Consider the following 12608-nt stretch of genomic DNA (forward strand, 5'->3'; position numbering starts at 1 on the left):
TTCTGGCCGGGCTGAAGAAGATGCGCGGCGATCATCCCCGGCAGGAAATGGCGACCGCGCTCGCGGGCTTTATTCCGAAGCGGCTGGCGCGCACCGTCGCGGACACAGCCGGTGGTCCGGAACGGATCGCCGATTTCTCCGATGCGCTGCTGGCGAAGGTGACCGCGGCCGTCAAACAGTGGCGTGTCAGGCCGAACGGGACCGAAGGCTATCGCACCGCGGAAGTCACCCTCGGCGGCGTCGACACCACGGAGCTTTCGTCGAAGACATTCGAATCCAGGTCCGTGCCCGGGCTTTATTTCATTGGCGAAGTCGTCGACGTCACCGGCCATCTCGGCGGCTTCAATTTTCAATGGGCGTGGTCGTCGGGATACGCGGCGGGGCATCACGTCTGAAGATTGGCTCAGGACCGTGCTACAAACATCCGTGATCATTTTGGACGGGATTGATCGGACCGGTTGTCCGCCATAATATGGGGATCGCGGTGCAAGCCGCTCCCGGGCCCGCGGGAAGGGTTGAACCCACTTGCAGCTTATGAATAGAGCATAGAGCCTTTGTGCAGCCGGTATTGCGGGCCGTCGGCGATTTCAAGCACGGAGGTTTTGCAATGAACCGATCGCCCGATCGTTTGAATCTCGAGCATCTCAAGAAACAAGCCAAGGAACTGATCCGCCTTTATCGGAGCCGCGACGCCCAGGCGATCGCGAGATTTCGCCAGTCACTTTCCGTCGCCGCAGGCCGCAGCGATGAGGAGATCGCCGCGCTGGGGCTTCGCCTGCATGACGCCCAATCGGCCGTGGCGCGCGACCACGGCTTTGCATCCTGGACGGATTTGAAGCGCTACGTCGAGGTGCAATCGACCTCCCACATGGAGAACGCGGCCCGTGTGCTGCGCTGGCTTGGGCTGGTCTATGCCGGTGACGTTGACGGCACGGTCGATCGCGCGAACCCGCGCGTCGCGGCGCGGGTCTTGGCGGAAAATCCTCAACTTGCGGAAGGCAGCCCATATCTGGCCTGCGCCGTCGGCGATGAGGATGCTTTGCGGCGGGCGACGAGAGCCGAGCCCGATTGGATCAATCGACCGGGCGGCCCACTGAAATTGCCGCCGCTCGTGGCCATCACCCAATCCAGCCTGCTGCAAGTAGCTGAGTTTCGCGATCGCCTGCATCGGTGCGCGCAATTCCTGCTCTCCTGCGGTGCCGATCCCAACCAGCGCATTTTCAGCCGCTGGGAGCCGGCGTCGCTGAGCGAGCCCGACGATCGCTATCCCTTGTCCGCGCTTTACGGCGCCGCTGGAAGCAATCACGATGTCGCGCTGACAAAACTCCTGCTCGATGCCGGCGCCGATCCGGATGACGGTGAATCGCTGTACCATTCGCTGGAGAGCCTCCCCTGTGCCCGCCTGCTGCTGGAGCGCGGAGCCGGGATCGAGGGCACCAATGCCATCTACCGGTCGCTCGATTTGGAGAACCCCGCCGCGCTGAAACTCCTGCTCGAGCATGGCGGCAATCCGAACGAGCCTGCGCGGAATTCGCCATTGGCTGACTGGGGCTCGCCGCTGTTGTGGGCGATCCGGCGGCGGCGATCCCGCGAACATGTCGAGGCGCTGCTGAATGCCGGCGCCGATCCGTCGGCCGCGACGCCGGACGGAATCACGGGTTACCGGCTGGCGCTGCAATTCGGACTAAGCGAGGTCGCCGAACTCTTGCGTGGGAAAGTTGAAGTCGAATCGATCCCGGAAGAGGAACAGTTCATCGCCGCTTGCGCGCGCGGCGACGAGGCGGAGGCCCGCCGCGTCGGCTCGAGGCGGCCTGATCTGCCCGCGAGTCTCACCGAGAGGCAGCTGCGGCTGTTGCCGGACATGACGGCGGCAGGCGCCGACGAGAGCGCAAGGCTGATGGTGAGACTGGGCTGGCCCATCGCCGTGCGTGGCGGCGACTGGAGCGCGTCCGCGCTCAATCATGCGGTGTTTCGCGGCAACGCCGGATTGACGCGATTCCTGCTCGAGCACGGCGCCCGCTGGACCGAGGAACACGGCTACGGCGACAACGCCTGCGGCACGCTGTCATGGGCCTCCTGCAACGAGCCGGTCGAGGGCGGCGACTGGGTCGGCTGCGCGCGGGCGCTGCTCGATCACGGCATGCCGCGGGCAATCCCGGACCAGGAGAATCCCGAATGCGTGCTCGTCGCCGGACGCAGCAAGAGGTTCTCCGACGAGGTCAGCGAAGTGCTGCTGAAATCGGACGCCGCGCCGTGAGTGGATGACGTCGGATAGACTTCAGTTTCGAGGGGCCAACTCGAAACTGAGCACTGGTCTGTTTTGGCGAACGGGAGCAGTATGCCTCTTTATAAAGCGGCATTTTATGCCGGATGATGGGAGGGGGATATGAGAACGATCGTTACTGCATCGATAGCTCTGACTCTCGTGGTTGCTGCGGGCTGCCTTTGCAGCGCACAAGTAATAACCCACCGAGAACCGACGGAAGGCCAACTAAGAACCGGCGCAACCGTGTTTGTGGATGACGGCACGTGTGGGAAGGGAAAGATCAAGTTGATAACCGCCACCGGCGGCAACGGTAATGAACGAGCGGGCCTTCCCCAGCGCACCCGAACCTGTGTTGCACGTCCGTTGAACGCCGGACCAGTAATCGATTAATGGCAGAAGGGGTCTCGCCTTGAAAACGCCTTTGACCCAACTGGCCGCGTTGATCTTGCTTGCCGCCGCGAGCGATACCTGCCGCGCTCAGGTCGTCGTCAAGCAGGAACCTCTGGACATGAGAAACGGGACCTCGGTTCTCGTCGATGATGGCACCTGCGGGAAGGGCAGGATCAAGATGGTAACCGTAACGCACGGTAACCCCATGCCCGGGGTTCCGCTGCGCGACACAAAATGCATTCGGCGATGATGGAGAAGCCCGGGGCTGCCCCTTTTTATTAATTGCGAGGGCAATTGCACAAATCGGGAGGAGGCAAAGATGAAGTGGATTGTCGCAACAGCGGCCGTGGCCATGTCGCTTGCCGCAAGCGGGTCTTGCAATGCGCAGACGGTGCTCAAACGGGAGCCCATGATGATGAATAGAGGCACGGTTGTTCTTGTTGATGATGGAAGCTGCCCCAAGGGCCAAATCAAGCAAGTTACCGCGCAAGCTGCCGTAGGCAGCGTCGATGCCCCCTACGGCTCTCCCACGAGAAAATGCATTCGGAGATGACGGAGAGACCCCGGCTGGGCGCTTGAATTACGATCGCGCATTCGGGCACTCACCGACCGAAGGAACCAGATGTTCGTTTCGTTGACACGCCTGCATATCGCATCGCGGCGCTTCTATCCGTTGGCATTTTTGCAAAGCCTGCGGATGGCGTCGGATGCGGCGCGAACGCCGAGATTTCGGACCGGACGGTTGCTTCGTGCAGAACGCAGAACGCTTCGGACCATCACGGGCTAGGACGATGATGCCGCGATGAAAGTCTACCGCAATGCCGGGCTCCACTTGGCGTTGATGCCGAAATTGATGTGATGGTGCGATGAAGCGGCCATCGCCCATTGGACCGAGGGCGATAACGAGCCGCTGCTGGATTGGTTGGACGCCCACCGGCGACTCCAGGATAGTGGACGGCCCTCAAAGGTGAAGCATCCCACCGCAGATCAGCTTGCCTTCCTGATCGCGCCGCTCGGCAAGGTTACGAGAACGAACGAGCTACCTCTCGACATTTTTGCCCGCCGCCGAGCCGTGATCTGAAAGATTCGACGTCAGCTCACGCGTGTGCCGCTCGTCGAGTGTTGCAGCATTCCATGCTTCTGTTCCAGCCCCCCGTTCTTGCGGAAGCGATGCCGCGCCCTCGGAGACATGCCGACGGGCGCTGAGAATGTCCGGAGTTGGGGACGGACCGGAAGTGGCCGGCCCATGCTCAGAATGGAGTCTGGCTTGCACGCCTTAGGTTGCCTTGCCCGTCATGGCTAGCTGGGCAAATAGAGGATAGTCGGAATCCACGATGTTCGTCAGAAGAAGCATTTCGCTGATGCTGAACCATTTCAGCTCCGTGTGCTCGTCGCTGACGTTGGCCGGGTCGCCGCCGTGCCAACCTGTTACGGCATAAACATGGTGCAGCGCATCTCCATGGATTTCAGGCTGCGACTCTCTGACTGTTGTAATTAGTCTAAACTGAGCTGGCGTTACCCCAACTTCTTCTTGAACTTCACGGATAAGCGCCTCATCAAGGCTCTCGCCGTCCTCAACGCGTCCGCCGATTGTATCCCAATGGCGCGGCCAAACTTTTTTCGAGGGCGCACGCAGGCCGAGAAGCACTTTTCCATCCGGGCTGATGAACAGTGCTCCGACAGTTCTGGCGATTTGATCTTGCATCGCGAACAATCTCTCGCGACTGGCGAACGGGTATATGGCCTAGTAGAGCCAATATCGATCCGTCGCACAATCATCGATTTCGCGACATCGCGGCGGGCGGATCACTTTCGAAATTGGCATCGAACGGACATGGCGCGTCGCCGGGCGCTCAGTGCCGGGACGATCTGGCCGGGGTCGGCGAGGGTGCGGGCGTCGTTTGCGCGGCGGGCGCCGCCTCTGGCGCGGGTGCCACGTAATAGGGGTTATTGATGCACAACCCGGCCGCGCCCCCCAAGGTCCCTTCCTTGCACTGCGCCATTGTCGTGAAAAAGCATTCGATGCGGCTGCCTTGCCCATCGTTTACTTCCTTGCAAACGGGATATTTCGGATCGTACCTTTGAGCCCATGCCGGCGATGCGGCGAAGATCATTGCTATCCCGAGGACTAACCAAGCTGGCCCGTGCATCATACCCCCCTTCGGAGCTTGCAGGTTTTACCGAACACAGTTAGCGGCCTCGGAACAAGTTACAAAACGACAACAATTGTTGGATGCGCTACTCATCGGGTATATTCGACGCGCGGATTTTACCGTGATGGGCGTAAGTGGGACACCACTTCCTCTGCAGCTCGGACAGGGCTGATAGGGCGGCCCGACGAGATTTTCGAACGGAGCGCGTCACTTCCGCTTGTGGCATTTTTGGCCGTGCAGCAATGCCCGACTCGAGTCCGGAATGCGCACCACGGCGGATGTGCGTCGACCACTCTGAATTGACGGGTTCGCGCCCTGGCTATGTGCCGGTGCGTCGCTTGTCGTCCGCGATCGGGTCGGCGCGCAGATTCTGGAAGAACTTGTCGACCTCGCTCGACAGCGTTTCCGCCGTGGCGTTGAGATCGGTGGATGCCGTCAGTACCGATGACGCCGCCTTGTTGGTCTCGCCGATGGCATCGCGGAGCGAACCGATATTGGCGACCAGGGTTTCATTGCCCTGGGCTGCCGATTGCGCATTCGCCGAGATTTCGCGGGTCGCGGCGTCCTGCTGGCCGACGGCGCCGGCAATATTCGAGGTGACCTCATTGATGCCATGCACGGCCTGGCCGATTTCGCGCACCGCGTCGACCGCATTCCTGGTCGAGGTCTGGATCAGGCCGACGTTCTGGCCGATTTCCGACGTCGCTTTGGCGGTCTGTTCGGCCAGCGCCTTGACCTCGTGGGCGACCACCGCGAAGCCGCGACCGGCATCGCCGGCGCGCGCCGCCTCGATCGTGGCATTGAGCGCCAAGAGATTGGTCTGCTCGGCGATGGTCTGGATCAGATTGAGCACGCCGTCGATGCGCGCCGTCGCCGCCGCGAGACTCTCGATTTCGGCGACCGATTTCTCGGTGCGCAAGCCGGCCTGTTCGACCGCGCCGGCGGATTGGCGGACCTGCCGGCCGATCTCCTCGACCGAAGCCGACAGTTCCTCGGCGGCGCTCGCCACCGCATAGACGTTGCCGGAGGCCTGCTCGGTGGCGCTGGCGGCGGCCACGGCGCGCTCGCTTGCATCCGACGTCACTCTGGAGATGGATTGCGCGGTCTCGCGCATCGCCGAGGCATTGGCGGTGACCGCGTGCAGCACGCTGCCGATCGCGCCGCGGAAGGCTTCCACCGAGCTTTCGACGTGCCGCGCCCGTTCCTCGCGGGCCTCGGAGTCGCGCAAGACCTGCGAATTGAGGTTGCGGTTGCGGTTCATCGCCTCCTGGAAAATCCGGATTGCGCGGGCCAGCGCGCCGATCTCGTCGCCGCGATCGGTATGCGGAACCTCGACCTTCTCGTCGCCCTCGGCGACCTGCTTGATGGTCGTGGTGATGGTGGAAAGTGGTCGCGCCACCGAGCGGAAGATGAACACGACACCGATGACGACCATGACCAGCGCCAGCCCGCCGAGGCCGGTCAGCACCAGGGCCATCACGCGGTTGACTTCGCCCTGGTGCGCGATCTGCTTGCCGCGTTCGGCATAGACCTTGGAAAGCGCTTCCAGGTCCGCGTTGAGGGCGGAGCGCACCGCGCGGTTGGCATCGTTGTCGCCCCATTCGCGGCCCGCGGCGGCGTTGATCTCGATGCCGCGGCGAACCAGTTCCTTGCGGAATTCGATGAACTGCTCGATGCGTTTCTTGAAGACGGCAAACTGCTCGGCGTCGTCGGCCTGGACGATGGCTTCCCAGCTCTTGACCACGCCGAGGATCTTGTCGTTGAACTTCAACAGCCCTTCGCCGTATTTCTTCACGTCGGCGGGCTCGCTCGACATGTAGACGCCGCGCGATTCCATTACCACCGCATAGACCAGCGAATTGACGCGCTCGACGTTGAGGGCTGCGCGGTTGGCGGTCTCGATCGCTCCGGTCAGATCGGCGCTGCGTCTGGTGTTGAAGTCGGACAGAAGCGCGATCGTCGCGATCAGGACCCCGAACAGGGCGAACATCGAATATAGTTTGGCGGCGAGCGATAGCTGCGACGGGCGCGCAAGGTTCACTGTTTCAGGCATAAATTAAGCCGCTCCGGAGAGGCCGGACAGCGAGCGTCGGCCGCCCAAAAACCATGCGGGGTCTTAGTGTAAAAGTTCTTAATTTCACGCCATAATTGTAAGATATTACCGTCGCGGGCGGCGCGCCAGCAGCCATTTCCCGGCAGATGAGCTGTCGCGAATTGCAGAATTCAATATCATTATCAAATAATTACGGAAATCCGCGGCGACGCGGGCCGGAATTGGCCTGGCGCTGCATACGAGCCTGCCGGCTGATAGTATCGCGATGCCGTCGCCCCGACGGTCTGGAGCCGCCATGGCCTATCGTCACACCATCGACGCCACGAGCCATGTCTTCGATGACTTGCGCGATCTGTTGGCGAAGGCGACGCCGCCGCGCTCCGGCGACCGGCTGGCGGGGATATCGGCCGAGAGCGCCGAGCAGATGATTGCCGCGCGCATCGCGCTGTCGGATGTTCCCCTCAAACAATTCCTGCAGGAAACCGTCATCGCTTACGAAGACGACGAGATCACCCGTCTGATCGTCGACAGCCACGATGGGCCGGCCTTTTCAGGCATTTCGTCGCTGACCGTCGGCGGCTTCCGCGACTGGTTGCTCTCGGATGCGGCAAACAGGGAAGTCCTGAGCACGGTGTCGCGCGGCATCACGCCCGAAATGGCCGCCGCAGTGTCAAAACTGATGCGCAACCAGGATCTCATCCTGGTGGCGAAAAAATGCCAGGTGACAACGGCCTTCCGCAACACCATCGGCCTGCGCGGCCGGATGAGCGCGCGGCTGCAGCCCAACCATCCCTTCGACGATCTCAAGGGCATCACCGCCTCGATCCTCGACGGGTTGATGCTGGGATCGGGCGATGCCTGCATCGGCATCAATCCGGCGAGCGACGACCCGGCCGTGATCGGCGGGTTGTTGCGTCTGCTCGACGAGATCATCGCGCGGTTGGCGATCCCGACGCAGGCCTGCGTCCTGACCCATGTGACGACCACGCTCGGCTTGATTGAGCAGGGCCTGCCGGTCGACCTGGTATTCCAGTCGATTGCGGGCACGGAGGCCGCCAACCGGAGTTTTGGCGTCGATCTGTCGCTGCTCGAACAGGCGCATCAGGCGGGACGCTCGCTGCGGCGGGGCACCGTTGGCGAAAATGTGATGTATTTCGAAACCGGGCAGGGCTCGGCGCTGTCGGCCAATGCCCATCACGGCGTCGACCAGCAGACCTGCGAGGCGCGCGCCTATGGCGTTGCGCGGGCCTTCGATCCGCTATTGGTCAACAGCGTGGTCGGCTTCATCGGCCCGGAATATCTCTATGACGGCAAGGAAATCATCCGCGCCGGCCTGGAGGATCACTTTTGCGGCAAGCTGCTCGGCCTGCCGCTCGGCGTCGATGTCTGCTACACCAACCATGCCGAGGCCGACCAGGACGACATGGACAATCTGTTGACGCTGCTGGCGGCAGCCGGCGTGACCTTCATCATGGGGGTGCCGGGGGCGGACGACGTCATGCTGAACTACCAATCGACCTCGTTCCACGATGCGCTCTACATCCGCGACCTGTTCGGCCTGAAGCGGGCGCCGGAATTCGACGATTGGCTGGTGGGTGCCGGCCTTGCCGATGCCGCCTTCCGGCTGGCCGGCAATTCCGGGCAATTACCCGATTTTGCGCTGCAACTCATTGCCGAGAACGCCTCTGTTGTCTGAACCCAAGCAACTTTTGGAGCGTCTCAGCATTAGAAGCACTGCCACAATGTTGAGGAATTTATGGCCCAGCCTTGACGGGCTAGCATGAAGGCCGTGTAAAGGAAGTTCGATGAGGGCTGAGGCAAATAAGACGATGCGGCGCATTCTCTGCGTCTTCCCGCGCTATACGTCGGCTTTCGGGACGTTCGAATACGCCTACCCCCTGACCGACGGCGTCAGTGCCTTCATGCCGCCGCAGGGACTATTGCTGATTGCCGCCTATCTGCCGGCGAACTGGCAGGTCCGTTTCGTCGACGAAAACCTGCGCCCGGCCACCCGGGAAGATTTCGAATGGGCGGAGGCCGTGTTCGTCAGCGGCATGCACATCCAGCGCCAGCAGATGAACGATATCTGCCATCGCGCGCACGGCTTCGATCTTGCGGTCGCGATCGGCGGCCCCTCGGTCAGCGCCTGCCCGCACTACTACCCCGCGTTCGACTATCTCCATGTCGGCGAACTCGGCGATGCGACCAATGAATTGATCGCGCGGCTGGCGGCCGACCCGTCGCGGCCCGCGCAACAGGTGGTGCTGAAGACCGTCGATCGCCTGGCGATGACCGAGTTTCCGATTCCGGCCTACGAACTCGCCGAGATCAAGAAATATTTCCTGGGCAGCATCCAGTATTCCAGCGGTTGTCCCTACCAGTGCGAATTCTGCGACATCCCGGGCCTGTACGGCCGCAATCCGCGCCTGAAGTCGCCGCAGCAGATCATCGCCGAACTCGACAGATTGCGCGAATGCGGAATGACCGACACGGTGTATTTCGTCGACGACAATTTCATCGGCAACCGCAAGGCGGCGCTCGATCTGTTGCCGCATCTGATCGAGTGGCAGAAGCGAACCGGTTACGTCACGCGACTGGCCTGCGAGGCAACGCTCAACATCGCCAAGCGGCCGGAAATTCTCGAAAAGATGCGCGAGGCCTTTTTCGTCACCATCTTCTGCGGCATCGAAACGCCCGATCCCGACGCGCTGAAGGCGATGCAGAAGGACCACAACATGATGGTCCCGATCATGGAAGGCATCCACACCATCAACTCCTACGGAATGGAGGTGGTGTCGGGAATCATCATGGGGCTCGACACCGACAAGCCCGACACCGCGGATGCACTGCTGGCCTTCGTCGAGCAGTCCAAAATCCCGCTATTGACCATCAATCTCCTGCAGGCGCTGCCGCAGACGCCGCTGTGGGACCGGCTTGAACGCGAGAACCGGCTCAATCACGACGACAGCCGCGAATCCAACGTGGAATTCCTGCTGCCCTACGATCAGGTCGTCAGCGCCTGGCGCAAATGCATGGAGCTTGCCTACCAGCCGGAGAAGCTCTACGCGCGCTACCAGTATCAATGCGACTATACCTATGCCAACCGGCTGAAAATGCCGGTCAGTCCCGAGATGAAGAGCTGGGCCAATATCAGGCGCGGGCTGATCATGCTGCGCAACCTGTTCTGGAAAGTCGGCGTGCTCGGCGATTACCGGAAGGTGTTCTGGAAATTCGCGCTCGGCCGGCTGAAGCGCGGCGACATCGAGGGGCTGATCGGCGCGGCGATGATCGGGCACCACCTGATCATGTTCGCGCGCGCGGCCTCGGTCGGCCAGCAGAATGCGTCCAACTATTCGATCCGGCTGCGCGAGGCTTCCGTCCCTGCCGAATGAACCGAACACGCCGGCGCCGCCGCGCCGCTCGCTGGCGGATTTGCGCCATCTCACGCCGGCGCGCGTCGGCCTTGGCCGCGTCGGCGCCAGTCTGCCGACCAAGGCGCTGCTCGACTTCACGCTCGACCATGCCCGCGCCCGCGACGCCGTTCACGCCGCCTTCGACGCGCCGGCGATCGTCTCAAGCCTCACCGAACTCGGCCTCGATGCGATTGAAGTCTCGAGCCTCGCGCGCGAGCGCGGCGATTATCTCCGGCGTCCCGATCTCGGGCGAAGGCTCGATCAGGCCTCAAAACAGCTGTTGGCGAGCCGCCATGCACCGCGTCCGCTGGCGATCGTCATTGGCGACGGCCTGTCGCCATCGGCGGTCAACGCGCATGCGGTTCGGCTGATCCAGCGCCTGTTGCCGCAACTTGCCGACGACGGCATCGAATGGGGTCGCACCGTGGTTGCGACCGGCGCGCGCGTGGCGCTGGGCGACGAGATCGGCGCCATCCTCGGCGCGCAAATGATCGTGATGCTGATCGGCGAGCGGCCGGGCCTGTCGGCCTCGGACAGCCTCGGGGCCTATCTGACCTACGCCCCGAGGGTCGGCCGCAGCGATGCCGAACGCAATTGCATCTCCAACATCCACGGCGCCGGGCTCGGTTATGATGAAGCCGCTTTCCGGATCGCCTGGCTCATTCGCGAGGGCCTGGCGCGGCAGTTGACCGGCGTGGCGCTGAAGGACGAAAGCGGCGAGCGACTGCCGCGGCAAATCACCGTGAATTCAAGCTGAATGCCGCAAATCCAGGACCCTCGGGCACTGATCGCGATCCGGCGCGTCGATTTGCGCGAGGCAAGCGCGCTTGCGAGACGCAGCAAAGACCTGCTACACCGGGCTCGCGAAATTTATCTTATGTTTTCAAGGGCTAGCGTCGATCATCGAGGCCCGTTCGAGGCCGCATTCGCGCCCCGGAATTTAAGCTATAGCGTTTGAGCCGATTGAGAGGACTGGACAAGGCATGCTCGAAAAGAACAGCGACAGTGAAGTCCATGTCGAGAAGGTTGAGCAGCGGCCGATGGGCAGCATCGCCTTCGGACTGGAGCGACTGGGGCTGATCGCGGTCCAGGCGCCGATCCTGTCCTGCATCGTTCTCGTCGGCCTGTTCATCGGCGCCCTGTTCGGCATCGATCGTATCAAGATCGACGACTCGCTCAGTCAGCTGTTCCGCTCTAACTCCAAGGAATACCGGCAGTACGAGGCGGAGACCAAGCGCTTTCCCGCGGTCGAATACGATGTGCTGGTCGTGGTCGAAGGCAAGACGCTGCTTGAGCGCCAAAACCTCGAAAAGCTGCGCGACCTCGTCACCGACCTGCAGCTGGTCGAGGGCACGCGCGGCCTGATTTCGCTGTTCTCGGCGCGCCAGGCGCCGGCGCCTGGCAAGCTGCCGGCGGCGCTGTTCCCGGCCGAACTGCCTGAGGGCGCCGACTACGACAAGTTCATCGAGACCGTCAAATCCAACGAGATCATCCGCGGCAAGCTGTTGTCCGAGGACGGCACGCTGGCGCTGATCGTGCTGTCGCTCGAGCCCGAAGTTGTTGCCAGCAAGGGGCTCAGCAAGACCGTCGGCGATATCAGAAAGATGATGGCCGACGATCTCAAGGGCAGTGGGCTCACCGCGGAATTATCAGGCGTGCCCGTCATGCAGCTCGAGATCCGCAACGCGGTCGAGCGCGACGGATTGACCTATAACATCCTCGGCATCCTCGCCGGCTGCATCATCGCGATCATCTTTTTCCGCAAGATATCGTTCATGATCGTCGCCGCGTTCCCGCCGATGATCGCGATATTGCTGGCGCTTGGCGGCCTCGGCTGGGCCAATTTCAACCTCAACATGTTCCTGAACGTGATGACGCCGCTGATCATGGTCATCAGTTTCTCCGACTCGATGCAGCTGACCTTCGCGGCGCGCGACCGCCTGATCGCGGGCCAGGACAAATACACCGCGTTCAAGAACGCCATCATGGTGGTCGGGCCGGCCTGCGTGCTCACCCATGGCACTGCCGGCATCTCGTTCATCGCCCTGCAATTCTCGGATTCCGACCTGATCCGCAAATTCGGCGAGGCGGGCCTTGCCGCCACCATCATCGCGTTGATCGCGGTGCTGTCGCTGGTGCCGGTATTCGGCGTGCTGCTGGTGCGCAACGAAAAGACCTTCGCCACCAAGTTCCAGGGCGCCGACGCCGGCGTGCAGGCACTGCGCAATTTCTGTTACTGGATCGCGGTGCGCATGGTCAGCCGGCCCGGCCTCTACAGCCTGATCGCGGTGATCTTGGTCGGCGGTCTCGCCGTGGTGTATGCCAACCTCGAG

12 protein-coding genes are annotated in these 12608 nt (G+C 62.3%); 9 read left to right on the forward strand and 3 right to left on the reverse strand.

The window, feature by feature from the left end; all coding sequences use genetic code 11:
• The 5 genes from VK804_RS16440 to VK804_RS33030 form a co-directional block, all read left to right on the forward strand.
• Positions 1-395 (forward strand): NAD(P)/FAD-dependent oxidoreductase (locus VK804_RS16440; RefSeq protein ID WP_325372080.1); only part of this gene is annotated, 395 nt, incomplete at its 5' end.
• Positions 396-607: 212 nt separating this feature from the next.
• A complete protein-coding gene (locus tag VK804_RS16445) occupies positions 608-2257 on the forward strand; it encodes an ankyrin repeat domain-containing protein (protein WP_325372082.1) in 1650 nt (549 codons plus the stop codon).
• Positions 2258-2386: 129 nt separating this feature from the next.
• Entirely contained in the window at positions 2387-2656 is a 270-nt protein-coding gene (locus VK804_RS33020; protein ID WP_414642798.1) for a DUF6719 family protein, read from the forward strand.
• A 49-nt stretch (positions 2657-2705) separates the two neighbouring features.
• Positions 2706-2906 (forward strand): DUF6719 family protein, encoded by a 201-nt coding sequence (locus VK804_RS33025; RefSeq protein WP_414642800.1) that lies wholly within the window; start codon positions 2706-2708, stop codon positions 2904-2906.
• 69 nt (positions 2907-2975) lie between these two features.
• Entirely contained in the window at positions 2976-3209 is a 234-nt protein-coding gene (locus VK804_RS33030; RefSeq protein ID WP_414642799.1) for a DUF6719 family protein, read from the forward strand.
• 723 nt (positions 3210-3932) lie between these two features.
• Here the strand turns inward: VK804_RS33030 and VK804_RS16450 are convergent.
• From VK804_RS16450 to VK804_RS16460, 3 genes are all read right to left on the reverse strand, one after another.
• Entirely contained in the window at positions 3933-4361 is a 429-nt protein-coding gene (locus VK804_RS16450) for an NUDIX hydrolase (protein WP_325372084.1), read from the reverse strand.
• Positions 4362-4509: 148 nt separating this feature from the next.
• Entirely contained in the window at positions 4510-4809 is a 300-nt protein-coding gene (locus VK804_RS16455; RefSeq protein ID WP_325372086.1) for a DUF3551 domain-containing protein, read from the reverse strand.
• A 319-nt stretch (positions 4810-5128) separates the two neighbouring features.
• A complete protein-coding gene (locus VK804_RS16460) occupies positions 5129-6862 on the reverse strand; it encodes a HAMP domain-containing methyl-accepting chemotaxis protein (protein WP_325372088.1) in 1734 nt (577 codons plus the stop codon).
• A gap of 295 nt (positions 6863-7157) precedes the next feature.
• Here VK804_RS16460 and VK804_RS16465 point away from each other — a divergent pair, with 295 nt between their 5' ends.
• The 4 genes from VK804_RS16465 to VK804_RS16480 all read left to right on the forward strand — a co-directional run.
• On the forward strand, positions 7158-8558 hold the full coding sequence (locus VK804_RS16465) for an ethanolamine ammonia-lyase subunit EutB (protein ID WP_325372090.1): 1401 nt from the start codon (positions 7158-7160) through the stop codon (positions 8556-8558).
• A 109-nt stretch (positions 8559-8667) separates the two neighbouring features.
• The gene (locus VK804_RS16470; RefSeq protein ID WP_325372093.1) at positions 8668-10254 is read left to right on the forward strand and encodes a B12-binding domain-containing radical SAM protein; all 1587 of its coding nucleotides are present in this window, start codon (positions 8668-8670) and stop codon (positions 10252-10254) included.
• Positions 10202-11032, forward strand: coding sequence for an ethanolamine ammonia-lyase subunit EutC (gene eutC, locus VK804_RS16475; RefSeq protein ID WP_325372095.1), 831 nt, complete (start codon positions 10202-10204; stop codon positions 11030-11032). Before VK804_RS16470 ends, eutC begins: the two co-directional genes overlap by 53 nt.
• Before the next feature lie 226 nt (positions 11033-11258).
• Positions 11259-12608 (forward strand): efflux RND transporter permease subunit (locus VK804_RS16480; RefSeq protein ID WP_325372097.1); only part of this gene is annotated, 1350 nt, incomplete at its 3' end.

The sequence above is a fragment of the Bradyrhizobium sp. genome (assembly GCF_035484855.1).
GTDB lineage: Bacteria > Pseudomonadota > Alphaproteobacteria > Rhizobiales > Xanthobacteraceae > Bradyrhizobium.

Coding starts and splice junctions, on each gene's coding strand:
- VK804_RS16450 (WP_325372084.1), bottom strand. CDS start 4,361: ATGCAAGATCAAATCGCCAGAACTGTCGGAGCACTGTTCATCAGCCCG.
- VK804_RS16470 (WP_325372093.1), top strand. CDS start 8,668: ATGAGGGCTGAGGCAAATAAGACGATGCGGCGCATTCTCTGCGTCTTC.
- VK804_RS16460 (WP_325372088.1), bottom strand. CDS start 6,862: ATGCCTGAAACAGTGAACCTTGCGCGCCCGTCGCAGCTATCGCTCGCC.
- VK804_RS16455 (WP_325372086.1), bottom strand. CDS start 4,809: ATGATGCACGGGCCAGCTTGGTTAGTCCTCGGGATAGCAATGATCTTC.
- VK804_RS33020 (WP_414642798.1), top strand. CDS start 2,387: ATGAGAACGATCGTTACTGCATCGATAGCTCTGACTCTCGTGGTTGCT.
- eutC (WP_325372095.1), top strand. CDS start 10,202: ATGCGTCCAACTATTCGATCCGGCTGCGCGAGGCTTCCGTCCCTGCCG.
- VK804_RS16445 (WP_325372082.1), top strand. CDS start 608: ATGAACCGATCGCCCGATCGTTTGAATCTCGAGCATCTCAAGAAACAA.
- VK804_RS33030 (WP_414642799.1), top strand. CDS start 2,976: ATGAAGTGGATTGTCGCAACAGCGGCCGTGGCCATGTCGCTTGCCGCA.
- VK804_RS16465 (WP_325372090.1), top strand. CDS start 7,158: ATGGCCTATCGTCACACCATCGACGCCACGAGCCATGTCTTCGATGAC.